Source organism: Actinocatenispora comari (assembly GCF_017312725.1).
GTDB lineage: Bacteria > Actinomycetota > Actinomycetes > Mycobacteriales > Micromonosporaceae > Actinocatenispora > Actinocatenispora comari.
Window position 1 is genome coordinate 57,313 of record NZ_BOPO01000019.1, and the last position, 15,166, is coordinate 72,478.

The window sequence follows — 15,166 nt, forward strand, 5'->3', positions numbered from 1 at the left end:
CCGGTGCGATCGCATTGCGGCCGGAAGGTGGCCGCAGTGCCGGCTAGCGTGGCCGGCATGGCACATCAGGTACAGGTGACGTTCGACGCGGCCGATCCGGCCCGGCTGGCCGAGTTCTGGGCGCTCGCCCTGGGCTACGTGGCGCAGCCGCCACCGGCCGGTTTCGACAGCTGGGAGCGGTTCGCCGAGCGCATCGGCGTGCCGCCCGAACGGGCCGGCGACCTCGCCGCGGTGATCGATCCGGACGGCGCCGGGCCGCGGATCTTCCTCCAGCGGGTGCCGGAGGGCAAGACCGCGAAGAACCGCGTCCACCTCGACATCCAGCTCACCGGCGGTGACCGCGGCGAGGACGCCTGGCGGCGGGTGACCGAGCACGTCGCCACGCTGGTCGCGGCCGGCGCCCGGCGGCTGTGGGAGGTCGACGAGCCGACCGGCCGGGCGATCGTGCTCGCCGACCCGGAAGGCAACGAGTTCTGCGTGACCTGACCGGTCACCGATGAGTTGGCCCCGGGCGGTTCGTCTGCGCCGGTATGAGCATGCACGCCCTGCCCCAGGTGGTCCGCCGCGAGCCCCAGCCGTACGTCGGGATCGCCGGTGCCGTCACGATGCGCACGATCGGCGCGATCGCCGACCGGATCCCGGAGATCTTCGGCTGGCTGGCTGCCCGCGGAGTGCCGCCGGCCGGAGCGCCGTTCCTGCGGTACCGGGTGATCGACATGGCCGCGACGTTGCGGATCGAGGCGGGGGTACCCGTCGCGGCGCCGGTGCCGGCCGACGGCGAGGTGTCGGCCGGTGAACTGCCCGGCGGCCGGTTCGCCACGCTCGACCACCTCGGCCGGCCGGACGACCTGGTTCCGGTGACGGCTTGGCTGCTCGGCTGGGCGGCCGGGCAGGGACTGCGCTGGGACATGACCTGGGCGAGCGACGGTGAACACTGGGGCTGCCGGCTGGAACGCTTCCTGACCGATCCGGCGGAGCAGCCCGACCTGAACCGGTGGCAGACCCAGCTCGCGTTCCGCCTGCGCGACTGAGGTCCCGACCGCGGCCCACGCGACGCGAGCTGGCGCCGGTCCGAGGGTTCGCGCGTCGCGGGGCAAGGCCCGCGACCCGGGACGAGGCGGCGGGGGACGTGGGCACGCTCGGGACGAGGGTCGGCACGACGGTCACCCGGGACGAGGGTCGGCGACGACGGTCCCGCCCGGGGCGAGGGTCAGGACCGCAGTTGGATCGCCGGGTTGAGTTCGAGCAGGTCGTCGCGGACCTGCTCGGGATCGCGGAAGCCGGACAGCAGGGGGAAGCCCAGCCGGCGGTCGGCCCGCTGCACCCACACCGACGCCAGGAACCAGCGGTTCATCCCGCCGGTCCAGCTGCCCGAGATCGCCGCGATCTGCCCGGCCGGTACCGCCGTGCGGCGCAGCGGGCCGAGGAACACCACGGTGCCGCCGGCACGGTCGAGCCGCAGCGCCCAGGGCAGCCGCAACCAGGCGACGGTGCCGAGCAGCCCGACGACGAGGACGGCCCAGGCGACCGGCCCACCGGCCCGCACGACCGCATCGACGCCGACGGCCACGACACCCAGCCCGAGCAGCGCCGGCAGCAGCGCGCCGATCACCCCGGTCGCCCGCAGCCGATGCGTCGTCATGGCCGCCAGCCTGCCTCATCACCACCGACCGCGACCAGCCCGCCCGGGGGTACGTCCCGGCGCCCGAAGCCGTGGGCCGCGAGGCCGCGTTTGCCGTGGTCGGCACGGTTCCGCCACCGAGGACCGCGGCGGGCGCCCGCCGCCGGCCGCCGCGGTCAGCCGAGGGCGGCGCGGGCGGCGGGGCGGGCCGCGGCGTACCAGTCGGCGACCAGGGCACAGCGGGTGCGACGGTGCAGCAGGTCGTCGACGTCCACGGCGCCTTCGGCGTGGACGCCGAAGGCCAGCTCGACCCCGAGCACCGGGACTCCGTCGGCGATCGGTTCGAGCAAGCGCGGGTCGGCGTCGGCGAGCGCGGCGACCTGCGGCGCCTCCGTCCCGTACCGGGCGACCAGCCGGCGCGGCGCGCGGACCGCGGCGAGCCGGTCGGTCGGCGCGGCGCCCACCAGCGGCAGCCGGTCGGTGTTGCCGCGCCGGTCGGCCGGCAACCGGTAGGCGCGGACCGCGAGGTCGACGGCGTCGGCGGCCATCCGGCGGTAGGTGGTCAGCTTGCCGCCGACCACCGTGATCAGCCGTTCCCCGTTGTCGGACACCACGTGCCGGCGGGACAGGTCGGCGGTACCGGACTGCGGGTGCGCGCCGTCGTCGACCAGCGGCCGCATCCCGGCGTACCCGCCGACCACGTCGGCGCGGGTCAGCGGCCGGTCCAGCGCGGTGGACAGCACCCCGAGCAGGTAGTCCACGTCGGCCTCGGTCGGCTCGCAGCGGTCCGGGACCGGGCCGTCCACCGGGTCGTCGGTGAGTCCGATGTAGACGGTGCCGTTCGGTTCCGGCAGCGCGATCAGGTAGCGGTTGTGCTCGCCGGGCACGGCGACGTTGAGGCCGGCGCGGGGCAGGCCGAGCGTGTCGGCCCGGACCACCAGGTGGGTGCCCTTGCTCGGCCGCAACCGGATCGCCGGGTCCAGCCGGCCCGCCCACACCCCGGCCGCGTTGACCACCACCCGGGCGCGCAGCTCGAACCGGCCGCCGCCGCGCCGGTCGACGGCGGTCACCCGCCCGCCGTCGACGCGCTCGACCGTGCACCGGGTGAGGATCGCCGCACCGTGCAGCGCGGCGGTGCGGGCCAGCGCGACGACCAGCCGGGCGTCGTCGTACAGCTGGCCGTCCCAGTGCTGCACGGCGCCGGCCAGGCCGTCTCGCCGCAGCGCCGGGGCCAGCGTCGCCGCCGCCTCGGCGTCGATCCGGTGCGGCGCCGGCAGCCGGGAACCCGGGGTCCGGGCGGCGTGCCGCAGCAGGTCGGCCAGGTGGGTGCCGACCGTGGCCAGCGCACCGTGCGGGCTGACGAACCCCGGCCCGTACGGGGTGACGAACGGCAACGAGCGCACCAGGTGCGGCGCCACCCGCTGCATCAGGATGTGCCGTTCGGCGGCGGACTCCCAGGCGAGCGGCACGTCGCCGGCGGCGAGGTAGCGCAGCCCGCCGTGCACCAGCTTGCTGGACGCCGACGAGGTGCCGGCGGCCAGATCGTCGCGCTCCAGCAGCGCCACCGACAGCCCGCGGGACGCCGCGTCGAGCGCCACCCCGGCGCCGACCACGCCGCCACCGACGACCAGCACGTCGAGGGTGCCGCCGGCGGCGAGCCGGGCCAGCTCCCGGTCTCGCCGGGCCGCGGACAGCCAGCTGCGGGGCGCCTGCCGCGCGGCCGCGTCGGCCCGGAACGTCACGGTACTCATCGACCCACCCCCGTCACCGAACCGCCAGGTACCGGTCGAGCAGGATGCCGAGCTCGGCGCGGACCGCGGCCGGGTCGGTCTGCGCGGCGAGCATCCGGGCACCGAACACGAACGCCTGCAACACCACCAGCAGCACCCAGCCGGCCGCGTCGGAGTCGGTGGGCCGGATCGAACCGTCGGCCTGCCCCTCCGCGAGCACCGCCGCGAGGGCGGACCGGGCCTGCAGCTGGCTGGTGCCGGCGCGGTCGACCAGATAGGGCAGCAGCAGCTCCGGGTCGAGCTCGATCAGCCGGGCCAGCAGCGGATCGGCGGCGAGCCGGTCGACGCCGCGCAGCGCCAGCTCGACCAGCCGCTGCCGCCCGTTGCCCAGCCCGTCGGTCTGGCCGGCGAGGTCGGCCAGCAGCGCGCCGATCTCCCGGGTCAGCAGCGCGACCAGCAGCTGTTCGACGTCACCGAACCGGCGGTACAGCGTCATCCGGCTCACGCCGGCGCGCCGCGCGACCTCGGTCGCGGTGGTGCGGCGGACGCCGACCTGCAGGACGGACTCGCGGGCCGCGTCCAGGATCGTGGCATCGCTGCCGGAGTTGGTGTTACGAAGCGACGTCATGTGTCACACTGTACCGCGTGAGCCCAGCCGAGTCGCGCAACCCGACACCGTCCCGCCCGGAGACCCCGGCGTCGCCGTCGGCCGATCCGTCGCAGCACCACCCGGGCCCGGGCGTTCCGGCACCCGCCGATCCGGACCGCCTCGACCCGGCCCCGCCCGGGCCCGATTCGACCGGCCCCGAACCGTCCGGGCCTGACCCGGCCTTACCTGAGCCGACCTTGCCTGAACCAGCCTTGCCTGAACCGGCCGGGATCGAACCCACCGCGCCCGAACCGGGTGGGGGCGAGCCCGGGGGGCCGGCCTGGAACGGGTGGGAACCGGGTGCGGCGCCCGCGCTGTCGGCGCGGACCCGGCGGGCGCTGGCCCGGCTGCTCGGTGCGACCGAGGACACCCCGTCGGTACCGGTGGGCGAGGTGCGGTTGCCGCCCTCGGCGCTGCTGGCCGGCACCCGGCGACGGTTCGTCGAGCTGCTCGGCGCCGAGCACGTGCGTACCGATCGGGCGGCGCGGCTGGCGCACGCCGGTGGGCGCAGCTACCTCGACCTGATCCGGCTGCGCGATGGGGACGCGTCGGGCGCGCCGGACGCGGTGCTCACCCCGACCGCCGACGAGATCCCCGCCGTGCTCGCCGCCTGCGTGGACACCGACACGGCCGTGGTCCCGTACGGCGGGGGCACCAGCGTGGTGGGCGGCGTGTCCGGCGCGCACCGCGGGCACGCCGCGGTGGTGGCGCTGGACCTGTCCCGGCTGAACCGGTTGCTCGCGCTGGACGAGACCGCGCAGACCGCGACCCTCGGTGCCGGCATGCGCGGGCCGGACGTGGAGCGCGCGCTCGCGCACCGCGGGTACACGTTGGGCCACTTCCCGCAGAGCTACCGGTACTCGACGCTCGGCGGCTGGGTGGCGACCCGGTCGGCCGGCCAGGCCTCCACCGGGTACGGGCGGATCGACGAGCTGGTGCACGCCCTGCGCTGCGTGACCCCGACCGGAGAGCTGCGGCTGGGGCGGGGCCCGGCGAGCGCCGCCGGTCCGGACCTGCTCGCGCTGGCCGTGGGCTCGGAGGGCACCCTCGGCGTGATCACCGAGGCGACCCTGGCGGTGCGCCGCGTCCCGCCGCAGCGCCGGTACGAGGGCTGGTCGCTGCCGGACCTGCCCGCCGGTCTGGCCGCGCTGCGCGAGCTGGCCCAGCGGCTCGGGCCGGGGCTCGCGCCGGACGTGTGCCGGCTGTCCGACCCGGACGAGACCCGCTCGACGTTCCTGCTGTCCGGCTCGCTGCCGACCCGGCTGGCCCGGGGCTACCTCGCCGCCCGCGGCCGCAACCCGGGCTGTCTGGCGATCTTCGGCTGGGAGGGTGAGCCGGACCAGGTGGCGTTCCGGCACCGCGCCGCGACCCGGACGCTGCGGGCGCACGGCGGCCTGCCGCTCGGTGCCGCGGCCGGCCGGTCCTGGCTGCACGGCAGGTTCGCGGCGCCGAACCTGCGGGACACGCTGCTCGACCACGGGCTGCTGGTGGAGACGCTGGAGACGGCGGCCGACTTCGGCGCGCTGCCCCGACTGCACGCGCAGGTGCGGCGCAGCCTGCGCGACTCGCTGGGCCGGGTGATGGTGCTCAGCCACGTCTCGCACCTGTACCGCACCGGCGCCTCGCTGTACGTCACCGTGCTCGCCGCCCGCGACCGGACCGACCCGATCGGCCAGTGGACGGCGGCGAAGCGCGCGGTCACCGAGACGATCCTGGCCGCCGGCGGCACGCTGACCCACCACCACGCGGTCGGTACCGACCATCGCGACTTCCTCGGGACCGAGATCGGTACCGCGGGGCTGTCGGTGCTGCGCGCGGCCAAGGCGGCGCTCGACCCGACCGGGATCATGAACCCGGGCACGCTGATCCCGCCGGCCTCCTGAACCACCCGCCGGTCGGGAGTCGGGCGGTCGGGAGTCGGGCGGTCAGGAGTGGAGGATGCGGCGCAGCACCGGCAGCAGGTCGTCGCGGTCCGGCGCACGCTCGGCGACCAGCCACTCGATCAGCAGGCCGTCCACGGTGGCGGTCACCGCGCGGGCGGTGACCGGATCGACGTGCTCGGCGAGCATCGCGGTGATCTGCTCGACCCAGGCGGTGGCGGCGGCCCGCAGTGCCGGCCGGCGCACCGCGGCGAGGTAGAGCTCGTACTCCACCACGGTGCGGTCGCGCTGCGGGCCGAGCCAGTCGAGCATCAGCTCGACCAGCGCCTCGGCCAGGTCGGCGTCCGGCGGCAGCGCGGCGAACCGGTCCCGCAGCCGGCGGTTGTAGTCGTCCGCCGCGGCCCGCAGCGCGGCACCGAGCAACTCGTCCCGGCTGCCCAGGTGGTACGTGGTGGAGCCGAGCGGCACCCCGGCGGCGTCGGCGACGGCCCGGTGGGTCAGGCCGGCCACCCCGCGCGCCGCGATCACCGCGACCGTCGCGTCGACCAGCCGGTCCCGCCGGCCCGGGTCGTTGCGCCCGCGCCGGCCGGCCGCGGCTCGGCGTTCGCTCATCGCTCCAGTCTGGCAGCGCCGGGAGGCCGCGGGGTGGTTGCCGGGCGGTGGCCACGCCGGCTCGATCGAGCCCGTCGTCGGCCCGCTAGCCGGCATGCGTGCCGCCGAGGTTGAGCGCCACCACGCCGGCGATGATCAGCGCGATGCCGCCGATCTTGACCAGGCTGACCGGCTCGCCGAAGACCACCATGCCGATCGCGGCGACCACCGCGGTGCCGGCGCCGGACCAGATCGCGTACGCGACGCTGACCGGCACGCTCCTGAGCGTCAGCGACAGCAGCAGGAACGACAGCAGGTACCCCACGACGACGCCGACGCTCGGCCACAGCCGGGTGAACCCGGCGGAGAGCTTGAGCAGGCTGGTCGCGGTGATCTCGGCGCCGATCGCGACGGCGAGCAGAACGTACGGCATGTCCGGTCCACATTCTGTGTACAGGCGTCCACAAATTCTGTGGACAAACGTACATCCGAATGCGCCGTGTCGACCCTGGCACGTGGTGTGGGTCATGCCGGCGTACCCGGCCGGGCCGGCGCCCCGTACGCTGTGGCGCGCCGGCTCGCCCCGTACGCTGTGCCGCGCCACGCTGTGTCGCGCCCAGCTCGCGCCGAAGGGATCGCGATGGACATCCGGTTCGTGCTGCCACCCGGCGACGAGCGGCTCACTCGGCTCGTCCGCTTCCTGTACCGGCGGCTGTTTCGCGTCCTGCGCGCCAGCGGGGTGGTCCTCTGCCTCGCGGCGGCGGTACTGGTCGTGCTGCTGGTCCTGGACGGCGCCCAGCCGACGGACGTCGTCGTGCTGGTGGCCGCGGTCGCCATCGCCGCGCTGGCGTTCGGTTACCCGGCCTGGGCCGTCCGCCGGATCCGCCGTACTCAGCCGTACGCCGGGGAGAGCTGGCAGTACCGGCTCACCGAGGACGGGGTGTCGATCACCGGCAGGCCGGCCACGCAGAGCTTCAGCTGGGACGGCCTGCAGCGCGTCGAGGAGACCGCGGACGACGTGTACCTGCTGGTGGGGAAGTACGTCGCGGTGCAGCTGCCGAAGCAGCTCGTCAGCGAGCCGGACCTGGCGGAACTGCGGGCCTTCGTGGCTGAACGCGGGCTGCTCGTCGGCTCCCGGTGAGCTGTCAGGTCGGTACGGAACAATGGCCGGCATGACGACACGCGAGCTGGTGTTGCTCGGATCGACCGGGTCGATCGGCACCCAGGCGATTGACGTGATCACCCGAAATCCGGACAGGTTCCGCGTGCTGGGCATCGCGGGCGGCGGCGGCAACGTCGAGCTGCTCGCCCGGCAGGCGCTGGAGCTGTCGGTCGAGGTGGTGGCGGTGGCGCGGGCCAGCGTCACGCAGGACCTGCAGCTCGCCTTCTACGCCGAGGCCCAGCGGCGCGGCTGGGCCACCGGCGACTACCGGATCCCGAAGATCCTGGCCGGCCCGCAGGCCGCCACCGAGCTCGCCGAACACCCCTGCGACCTGGTCCTCAACGGCATCACCGGCTCGGTCGGGCTCGGCCCGACGCTCGCCGCGCTGCGCGCCGGCCGCACCGTCGCGCTGGCGAACAAGGAGTCGCTGGTCGCCGGCGGCGAGCTGGTGCGGGCCGTGGCCAAACCGGGTCAGCTGGTGCCGGTCGACTCCGAGCACAGCGCGCTCGCCCAGTGCCTGCGCGGCGGTCGCGCCGCCGAGGTGGCGCGGCTGGTGGTGACCGCGAGCGGTGGCCCGTTCCGGGGACGCAGCCGGGACGAGTTGACCGACGTCACACCCGAGCAGGCGCTCGCGCACCCGACCTGGGAGATGGGCCCGGTCGTCACGATCAACTGCGCCAACCTGGTGAACAAGGGCCTCGAGGTGATCGAGGCGCACGAGCTGTTCGACATCCCGTACGAGAACATCGACGTGGTGGTGCACCCGCAGTCGATCGTGCACTCGATGGTGCAGTTCCTCGACGGGTCGACGTTGGCGCAGGTCAGCCCGCCGGACATGCGGCTGCCGATCGCCCTGGCGCTGGGCTGGCCGGACCGGGTGCGCGACGCCGCGCCGCCGATGGACTGGACCGCGGCGCAGCAGTGGGAGTTCCTGCCGCTGGACGAGACGGCGTTCCCGGCCGTCGCGCTGGCCCGCGAGGTCGGCGCCGCCGGGCACTGCCGGCCGGCGGTGTTCAACGCCGCGAACGAGGAGTGCGTGGCCGCGTTCCTTGCCGGCGATCTACCGTTTCCTGCGATCGTCGACACGATTGCGGCGGTTGTCGATCAGGCGCCGGCCTTCGGGGTACCAGGTAACGTCGAGGACGTGCTGACCGCCGAACGCTGGGCGCGCGAGCGGGCGCGGCAGCTGTGCTCCGCCTTCCGGAAGGGACGTTGATGGCGTACGCGATCGGGGTGATCCTGTTCGCCCTGGGCATCGTTGTGTCGCTCTCGATCCACGAGGCCGGACACATGTTCACCGCGCGGGCCTTCGGGATGAAGGTCAGCCGGTACTTCATCGGTTTCGGGCCGACGTTGTTCTCCTTCCGCCGCGGCGAGGTCGAGTACGGCGTCAAGGCCATCCCGGCCGGCGCGTTCGTCAAGATCGACGGGATGACGCCGCTGGAGGAGGAGGAAGAGGTCCCACCGGAGGACAGGCACCGCGTGTTCTGGCGCAAGCCGGTCTGGCAGCGCACCCTGGTGCTGGTCGCGGGCTCGGTGACCCACTTCGTCCTGGCGTTCGTGATCTTCTGGATCGCCGCCGCGTTCGTCGGTGTGCCGAACCCGAAGTACGCCGACTACGCCACCGGCAACGTGCCGGCCAAGCTCGGCGAGGTCAGCACCTGCGTGCAGCGCACCTACGACGCGAAGCACCCGGACCGGTGCACCGCCAAGGACATCGCCGGCCCGGCGAAGAAGGCGGGCCTGCGGGCCGGCGACACCATCACCGCGCTCGACGGTGTGCGGACCCCTACGTACGCGAAGCTGGCCGACCGGATCAAGAAGACCAAGGCCGGCCCGGCGAAGGTGACCTACCTGCGCGACGGCAGGACCCACACCACCACCGTCACGCTGGTCTCCGCGCCGCGCCCGACCGGCGGTACGGTCGACGACCCGACCATGTCGGACGTGACGGTGATGGGCATCGTGCTGCAGACCGCGAGCCAGGCTGGCATCTCGACCACCACCACGTACGGGCCGGTCGCCGGTGTGCCGCACGCCGCCGAGCTGTACGGGCAGACCGCGCAGCAGATGGGGCAGGCGGTCACCCGCATCCCCAGCAAGATCCCGAACCTGGTCACGGCGCTGGCCGGGGAGAAGCGCAGCGCGGACACGCCGATCAGCGTGGTCGGCGCGAGCCGGCTCGGCGGGGAGACGGTCGAGCTGCACGCGTGGTGGTTCTTCCTGATGCTGCTGGCCCAGCTCAACCTGTTCGTCGGGGTGTTCAACCTGGTGCCGCTGCTGCCGCTGGACGGCGGGCACGTGGCGATCGCCTGGTTCGAGAAGGTCAGGTCCTGGTGGGCCGCCCGCCGCGGCCGGCAGGACCCGGGTCGGGTCGACTACCTGAAACTCATGCCGATCACGTACGCGGTCGTGATCATCTTCGGTGGGCTGTCCGTGCTCACCGTGGCCGCGGACATCATCAATCCGGTCACCCTGAATTGAGGCGCAGTATGACCACGGTCAGTCTTGGCATGCCGGAGGTTCCGCCGCCGGCGCTCGCGGAACGTCGTCGGTCACGGCAGATCAACGTCGGTGGGGTCCCGGTCGGTGGCGGTGCGCCGGTCAGCGTGCAGTCGATGACCACGACGGTCACCGCCGACGTCAACGCCACCCTGCAGCAGATCGCCGAGCTGACCGCGTCCGGCTGCCAGATCGTGCGGGTCGCGGTGCCGTCCGCGGACGACGCCGAGGCGCTGCCCGCGATCGCGAAGAAGTCGCAGATCCCGGTGATCGCCGACATCCACTTCCAGCCGAAGTACGTGTTCGCCGCGATCGACGCCGGCTGCGCCGCGGTGCGGGTCAACCCGGGCAACATCAAGCAGTTCGACGACAAGGTGAAGGAGATCGCGAAGGCGGCCGCCGACGCGGGTACCCCGATCCGGATCGGCGTCAACGCCGGCTCGCTGGACAAGCGGCTGCTGGAGAAGTACGGCAAGGCCACCGCCGAGGCGCTGGTCGAGTCGGCGCTGTGGGAGTGCTCGCTGTTCGAGGAGCACGGCTTCCGCGACATCAAGATCTCGGTCAAGCACCACGACCCGGTGGTGATGATCCGGGCGTACCGGCAGCTCGCGCAGCAGTGCGACTACCCGCTGCACCTGGGCGTCACCGAGGCCGGCCCGACCTTCCAGGGCACGATCAAGTCGGCCACCGCGTTCGGCGCCCTGCTGGCGGAGGGCATCGGCGACACGATCCGGGTGTCACTGTCCGCGCCGCCGGTCGAGGAGGTCAAGGTCGGTATCGCGATCCTGGAGTCGCTGGGAATGCGCGAGCGTGGCCTGGAGATCGTCTCCTGCCCCTCCTGCGGCCGGGCCCAGGTCGACGTGTACAAGCTGGCCGAGGAGGTGCACGCCGGCCTGGACGGGCTGCCGGTGCCGCTGCGGGTGGCCGTGATGGGCTGCGTGGTGAACGGCCCGGGCGAAGCGCGCGAGGCCGACCTGGGGGTGGCGTCCGGCAACGGCAAGGGCCAGATCTTCGTCAAGGGCGAGGTGATCAAGACGGTGCCCGAGTCGCAGATCGTGGAGACGCTCATCGAGGAGGCGCTGCGGATCGCCGAGGAGTCCGGCGCCGAGCTGCCCGAGGAGCTGCGCGGCCTCGGCCCCACGGTCGAGGTGCACTGAGGTCGGATGGTCGGTCCCGGTCGGACGGCGGATCGTGCCGATGCTCCCGCGGATGCGGCCGACACCGGCGGCCGTCGTCTGGCACGCTTGATGCGTGTGGGGAGAAGCGCCCGGAGACGGGGCGTGTTGACGGTTCCGGTCCGGTTGCTGGGCGACACCGACCGGGCCGATGTGCATAGGCTGCTCGACGCCGAGCCGATCGCGGCGGCGCAGGTCGCCGAGCGGGTCGAGGCGGGCGGCCTGACCTGGTGGCGGACCGGCGCGCGGGTGTTCGGTTACGGCGCGCCCGGCCGGCTGGAGTCGCTGTGCTGGCTGGGCGCCAACATGATCCCGGTTCGGGCCGGTGCCGACGCGATCGCCGGGTTCGCCGAGCTGGCGCGGCGGGAGGGCCGGCGCTGTTCGTCGATCGTCGGCGAGTCGGGGGCGGTGCTCCAGCTGTGGGAGCGGCTCGCGCCGCACTGGTCGCCGGCCCGGGAGATCCGGGCCTGCCAGCCGCTGCTGATGACCGCCGACCCGGCCCCGATCGCACCGGACCCGGGTGTGCGGCTGGTCCGCTCGAACGAGGTGGGCACGCTGTTCCCGGCGTCGGTCGCGATGTACACCGAGGAGGTCGGCGTGTCGCCGATCGCCGAGGCGGGCGGGCGGGTCTACCGGCAGCGGGTCGCGGAGCTGGTGCGGTCCCGCCGGGCGTATGCCCGGTTCGTGGACGGTCGGGTGGTGTTCAAGGCGGAGCTGGCCGTGGTGACCCGGCACACCGCGCAGGTGCAGGGCGTGTGGGTGGCGCCGGAGTGGCGCGGCCGGGGTCTCGGTGCGGCCGGGATGGCCGCGGTGGTCGCCGACGCGCTGGAGCGGGTCGCGCCGACCGTCAGCCTGTACGTCAACGACTACAACACCGCCGCCCGCCGGGTGTACGAGCGGTGCGGGTTCCGCGCCGTCGGCGCGTTCGCCACGGTGCTGTTCTGACCGCGGTGCGGGTGGCGGCGGTGCCGGCCGACGGGCACGGTGGGTACCGATGGCGCACCCTGGCGGGAACCGTCTCGGCGACGTATGTTACGACAAAGGAATCCTTTTAATGCCCTAGAGTCCGAATTTTCTGTCAGATTTATGCGTATCCTCGGTCGGGCTCGTGACAGCGCGCTCGCTACGTTGGGATAATCAAGGGACCACTCAGAGTTACCGATGGTTCCTCGAACCCGAGGGCAGACGAGGTGAGCGTGATGGGGCGGATCGTCAAGACCCGTGGCGAGGGCGTCACCAAGTACTACTGGTATCCGGGGGAGAAGGCGGACTGGATCAGGGCCGCGGTCGCCGTCGGCGCCGGGCTGGTGGTGCTCGCCCTGGTCGCCCTGTTCACGCACAGCGGGCTGTGGGCGTCCGTGCTCGGCACTTCGGTGACCGCCGCGGTCGCCGGGCTCAACTTCGGTCGCCGGGACGCTCGGGCGCTGCGCGACCTGCCGGACATCGCCTCCGCGCGCAAGGCGGCGATCGTCGACACCGGCCGGGCGATGTGGCGGGCCATGGTGAAGGGCTGCGGCGCGGCCGGCGCCGCGGTGCTGGTGGCGAACATGTCCAGCCACGGCTTCGTCGCCGACTGGCTGCTTCCGCTGGTACCGGCCGTGGTCGGGGCGCTCGCGCACCAGGCCGGCATGATCGCCGAACGGATGTCCGAGGACGCCGCGGCGCGCAAGCAGGCGGTGGAGGCGACCCCGCTGCGCGCCCGCGCCGCCGAACCGACCAGCAACGCGGCCTGACCGGTCACGCCGCGGGACGACGCGTCCGGCGCCGGCCGATGGTCAGGCCGACACCGGCCAGCAGGACGAACAGCACGGCGCCGGCGCCGAGCAGCACGAGCGTCACCTGCACCGGGTCGTACCGGGGCTCGAGCTGGTCGCCGCCGCCGGCGTAGTAGGTGTCCCGGTAGGTCGTGTCGGCGGGTGCCCGGTCGAACCGGAAGTCGTCGTGGATCCGCGCCGGCGACAGGTTCACCAGGTCGAAACGGGTGAGGAACATCCGCCGCGACAGCATCGAGGCGAGCGGGTCGCCGACCGAACCGGGCGCCACCCAGCCCGCGTACCGCACGTCCGAGGCGGTGGGCAGCGGGCCGGTGGGGCGCATCCGGTGCTCGGCGAGCACGTACAGCCGGACGGTCTGCGGGTGGCTCGCCAGGGCGCTCAGTCGCATCGGGTAGACGAGCTCGTCGCTGGCGAAGCTGACCGACAGCGGCGGCAGGTGCCGGCCGAGCGACGTCGTACCGTCGGCCGGCCGCAGCCGGACCGCCACGTAGTCCCAGCCCTGCTTCGCGTACGGGGCGACGCCGGTGGCGAGGCGCTCCGGCAGCGTGAAGCCGTGCTTGGCCAGCCAGTCGTGCAGCGCCGAGCCGTCCGACGCCCGCAGCGTGGCCACGTCGTACGGGCCGACCGGGACCCGCTGCAGCACGCTGACCTGCGGCGCGGGCCGCCCCGGTACCGCGCACGCACCGTGGTCGCAGCCGCCGCCGTGCGGCTGTTCGACCTGCGGTGCGGTGAGGGTGGCGAGCTGGTTGAACAGTGCCACGTCGGCGAGCGCGAAGCTCGGCTTCGCCGGTACCGGCAGGAACCACGCGGCGGCGGTCGGGTCGCCGGTGAGGGTGAGGCTCATGGTGATCGTCTCGGTGTGCCCGTCGTAGGCGACCAGGGAGGTCTCGTCGGCGACGGTGGCTGCCGGCCCGTGCGTGAGGACCGCGCCGCAGGCACAGGCCCACGCCGGGGTGGCGATCAGCGCGAGCGACCCGAGGACGACGGCGGCGAGTGTGGCCGCGGCTCGGCGCAGGGTGCGGGTCATGGCGCTCCTCGGCGGACGGGTGTGTTCGGTCACGGATCGGACGCGTCGCGACCGTAACCGGTTCCCACTCGCGTGTATGCTGCCCAGGTGGATGAACATGCAACTCAATGCATAGAGATTCCAACGCTGACCGTACGTCGGGCCCGGACGGCCGACGTGCGGGCGATCGGTGCGCTGATCGACCGGTACGCGCCGGAGCGCCGGCTGCTCACCAAGCCCGCCGTCACCCTGTACGAGTCCATCCAGGAGTTCCGGATCGCCGAACTCGGCGACCGGGTCGTCGGCTGCGGCGCCGTGCACGTGTTCTGGGAGGACCTGGCCGAGATCCGCACCGTGGCGGTCGACCCGGCGCAGCGCGGCCACGGCGTCGGCCACCGGCTCGTCGCCGAGCTGTTGGAGGTGGCCCGCGACCTCGGGGTGACCCGGGTCTTCGTGCTCACCTTCGAGGTCGACTTCTTCGCCCGGCACGGCTTCGAGGTGATCGACTCGGACTCCGCCGTCGACACCGGCGTGCGCCGGGAGCTGTTGCGCTCGGCCGACGAGGGGGTCGCGGAGTTCCTGGAGCTGGAACGCGTCAAGCCCAACACCCTCGGCAACACCCGCATGCTCCGCCACCTCTAGCTCGGCGCCTCAGCGCCCCCGGTACGCGTGGCAGCAGCCGAGGACGAACGCCAGCACGAGGGTGAACAGCCAACCCAGCGCGATGCGGACGCTCACGCCGTCCGCCGCACCAGCAGCCCGGACAGCCGGACGAAGTAGGTGCGCACCCGCGCGTCGGCGCTGCCGACCTGGTCGAGCGGAACGACCCGCAGGTACATGGTTCCCTCGGTGAGGGTGTCCACGGTGGACACGACCAGCGCCCACCACGACCCGACGCCGGGCACCCCGGCGGCCGGGCAGATGAAGCACTCGTCGCCCGCGCGGGGCCTAGCGTCCTTGATCGGAGTATGGCTCATGGCGCTCCCTTGCTTGGCATCGCGGTTTCAAACGGCTTGTCTGTGACGGCGAGATCACTTTAGACCAACTGCGCTAGGTCGCGCTATAGCGGGCCAGT

17 protein-coding genes are annotated in these 15,166 nt (G+C 73.7%); 10 read left to right on the top strand and 7 right to left on the bottom strand.

The genetic code is table 11. From position 1 onward, the window contains the following. The first annotated feature begins 57 nt into the window (after nt 1–57). Together NUM_RS06975 and NUM_RS06980 are read left to right on the top strand one after the other, a co-directional pair. Nucleotides 58–486: a VOC family protein gene (locus NUM_RS06975; RefSeq protein ID WP_207123784.1), complete on the top strand. Its 429-nt coding sequence runs from the start codon at nt 58–60 to the stop codon at nt 484–486. 44 nt (nt 487–530) lie between these two features. Further along, entirely contained in the window at nt 531–1,031 is a 501-nt protein-coding gene (locus NUM_RS06980; protein ID WP_225918383.1) for a GyrI-like domain-containing protein, read from the top strand. Nucleotides 1,032–1,210: 179 nt separating this feature from the next. Here NUM_RS06980 and NUM_RS06985 read toward each other — a convergent pair whose 3' ends face one another. From NUM_RS06985 to NUM_RS06995, 3 genes are all read right to left on the bottom strand, one after another. Next, nucleotides 1,211–1,642: a hypothetical protein gene (locus NUM_RS06985; protein ID WP_207123786.1), complete on the bottom strand. Its 432-nt coding sequence runs from the start codon at nt 1,640–1,642 to the stop codon at nt 1,211–1,213. Nucleotides 1,643–1,797: 155 nt separating this feature from the next. Beyond that, nucleotides 1,798–3,372: a glycerol-3-phosphate dehydrogenase/oxidase gene (locus NUM_RS06990; RefSeq protein WP_207123787.1), complete on the bottom strand. Its 1,575-nt coding sequence runs from the start codon at nt 3,370–3,372 to the stop codon at nt 1,798–1,800. Nucleotides 3,373–3,385: 13 nt separating this feature from the next. Further along, on the bottom strand, nt 3,386–3,979 hold the full coding sequence (locus NUM_RS06995; protein ID WP_207123789.1) for a TetR/AcrR family transcriptional regulator: 594 nt from the start codon (nt 3,977–3,979) through the stop codon (nt 3,386–3,388). Nucleotides 3,980–4,212: 233 nt separating this feature from the next. On the opposite strand from NUM_RS06995, the gene NUM_RS07000 reads away from it, so the two are divergent. Next, complete coding sequence (locus NUM_RS07000) at nt 4,213–5,883, top strand: FAD-binding oxidoreductase (RefSeq protein ID WP_225918384.1); 1,671 nt, start codon at nt 4,213–4,215, stop codon at nt 5,881–5,883. Nucleotides 5,884–5,925: 42 nt separating this feature from the next. Here the strand turns inward: NUM_RS07000 and NUM_RS07005 are convergent, their stop codons facing one another. Both NUM_RS07005 and NUM_RS07010 read right to left on the bottom strand, forming a co-directional pair. Continuing rightward, a complete protein-coding gene (locus NUM_RS07005) occupies nt 5,926–6,492 on the bottom strand; it encodes a TetR/AcrR family transcriptional regulator (RefSeq protein WP_207123792.1) in 567 nt (188 codons plus the stop codon). A gap of 85 nt (nt 6,493–6,577) precedes the next feature. Next, a complete protein-coding gene (locus NUM_RS07010) occupies nt 6,578–6,904 on the bottom strand; it encodes a DMT family transporter (RefSeq protein ID WP_207123793.1) in 327 nt (108 codons plus the stop codon). A gap of 207 nt (nt 6,905–7,111) precedes the next feature. Between NUM_RS07010 and NUM_RS07015 the strand changes: the two genes are divergently transcribed. The 6 genes from NUM_RS07015 (at nt 7,112) to NUM_RS07040 (ending at nt 13,043) form a co-directional block, all read left to right on the top strand. Further along, nucleotides 7,112–7,612 carry a YcxB family protein gene (locus NUM_RS07015; protein WP_207123795.1) on the top strand — a complete coding sequence of 167 codons (501 nt, stop codon included), beginning with the start codon at nt 7,112–7,114 and terminating at the stop codon, nt 7,610–7,612. A gap of 31 nt (nt 7,613–7,643) precedes the next feature. Continuing rightward, the gene (gene dxr, locus NUM_RS07020) at nt 7,644–8,849 is read left to right on the top strand and encodes a 1-deoxy-D-xylulose-5-phosphate reductoisomerase (RefSeq protein ID WP_207123797.1); all 1,206 of its coding nucleotides are present in this window, start codon (nt 7,644–7,646) and stop codon (nt 8,847–8,849) included. Then, complete coding sequence (locus NUM_RS07025; protein WP_207123799.1) at nt 8,849–10,117, top strand: M50 family metallopeptidase; 1,269 nt, start codon at nt 8,849–8,851, stop codon at nt 10,115–10,117. The genes dxr and NUM_RS07025 overlap by 1 nt, the downstream gene beginning before the upstream one ends. A gap of 8 nt (nt 10,118–10,125) precedes the next feature. Beyond that, nucleotides 10,126–11,292, top strand: a complete 1,167-nt coding sequence (gene ispG, locus NUM_RS07030; protein ID WP_207123801.1) for a flavodoxin-dependent (E)-4-hydroxy-3-methylbut-2-enyl-diphosphate synthase — start codon at nt 10,126–10,128, stop codon at nt 11,290–11,292. Nucleotides 11,293–11,415: 123 nt separating this feature from the next. Beyond that, a complete protein-coding gene (locus tag NUM_RS07035; protein WP_207123803.1) occupies nt 11,416–12,255 on the top strand; it encodes a GNAT family N-acetyltransferase in 840 nt (279 codons plus the stop codon). A gap of 254 nt (nt 12,256–12,509) precedes the next feature. Continuing rightward, nucleotides 12,510–13,043: a hypothetical protein gene (locus NUM_RS07040; RefSeq protein ID WP_051802281.1), complete on the top strand. Its 534-nt coding sequence runs from the start codon at nt 12,510–12,512 to the stop codon at nt 13,041–13,043. A gap of 4 nt (nt 13,044–13,047) precedes the next feature. Here the strand turns inward: NUM_RS07040 and NUM_RS07045 are convergent, their stop codons facing one another. After that, complete coding sequence (locus NUM_RS07045; protein WP_207123807.1) at nt 13,048–14,112, bottom strand: DUF2330 domain-containing protein; 1,065 nt, start codon at nt 14,110–14,112, stop codon at nt 13,048–13,050. Nucleotides 14,113–14,223: 111 nt separating this feature from the next. On the opposite strand from NUM_RS07045, the gene NUM_RS07050 reads away from it, so the two are divergent. Next, nucleotides 14,224–14,733 carry an amino-acid N-acetyltransferase gene (locus NUM_RS07050; protein WP_370466938.1) on the top strand — a complete coding sequence of 170 codons (510 nt, stop codon included), beginning with the start codon at nt 14,224–14,226 and terminating at the stop codon, nt 14,731–14,733. A 92-nt stretch (nt 14,734–14,825) separates the two neighbouring features. On the opposite strand, the gene NUM_RS07055 is transcribed toward NUM_RS07050, so the two are convergent. Beyond that, nucleotides 14,826–15,068, bottom strand: a complete 243-nt coding sequence (locus tag NUM_RS07055; RefSeq protein ID WP_207123809.1) for a hypothetical protein — start codon at nt 15,066–15,068, stop codon at nt 14,826–14,828. Nucleotides 15,069–15,166: the final 98 nt, after the last annotated feature.

Excerpts from the sequence above, each read along its gene's own strand:
- NUM_RS07005 (WP_207123792.1), bottom strand. The coding sequence starts at position 6,492 with ATGAGCGAACGCCGAGCCGCGGCCGGCCGGCGCGGGCGCAACGACCCG.
- ispG (WP_207123801.1), top strand. The coding sequence starts at position 10,126 with ATGACCACGGTCAGTCTTGGCATGCCGGAGGTTCCGCCGCCGGCGCTC.
- dxr (WP_207123797.1), top strand. The coding sequence starts at position 7,644 with ATGACGACACGCGAGCTGGTGTTGCTCGGATCGACCGGGTCGATCGGC.
- NUM_RS07040 (WP_051802281.1), top strand. The coding sequence starts at position 12,510 with ATGGGGCGGATCGTCAAGACCCGTGGCGAGGGCGTCACCAAGTACTAC.
- NUM_RS07015 (WP_207123795.1), top strand. The coding sequence starts at position 7,112 with ATGGACATCCGGTTCGTGCTGCCACCCGGCGACGAGCGGCTCACTCGG.
- NUM_RS06985 (WP_207123786.1), bottom strand. The coding sequence starts at position 1,642 with ATGACGACGCATCGGCTGCGGGCGACCGGGGTGATCGGCGCGCTGCTG.
- NUM_RS07025 (WP_207123799.1), top strand. The coding sequence starts at position 8,849 with ATGGCGTACGCGATCGGGGTGATCCTGTTCGCCCTGGGCATCGTTGTG.
- NUM_RS06980 (WP_225918383.1), top strand. The coding sequence starts at position 531 with ATGAGCATGCACGCCCTGCCCCAGGTGGTCCGCCGCGAGCCCCAGCCG.
- NUM_RS06995 (WP_207123789.1), bottom strand. The coding sequence starts at position 3,979 with ATGACGTCGCTTCGTAACACCAACTCCGGCAGCGATGCCACGATCCTG.
- NUM_RS06975 (WP_207123784.1), top strand. The coding sequence starts at position 58 with ATGGCACATCAGGTACAGGTGACGTTCGACGCGGCCGATCCGGCCCGG.
- NUM_RS07055 (WP_207123809.1), bottom strand. The coding sequence starts at position 15,068 with ATGAGCCATACTCCGATCAAGGACGCTAGGCCCCGCGCGGGCGACGAG.
- NUM_RS07045 (WP_207123807.1), bottom strand. The coding sequence starts at position 14,112 with ATGACCCGCACCCTGCGCCGAGCCGCGGCCACACTCGCCGCCGTCGTC.
- NUM_RS06990 (WP_207123787.1), bottom strand. The coding sequence starts at position 3,372 with ATGAGTACCGTGACGTTCCGGGCCGACGCGGCCGCGCGGCAGGCGCCC.
- NUM_RS07010 (WP_207123793.1), bottom strand. The coding sequence starts at position 6,904 with ATGCCGTACGTTCTGCTCGCCGTCGCGATCGGCGCCGAGATCACCGCG.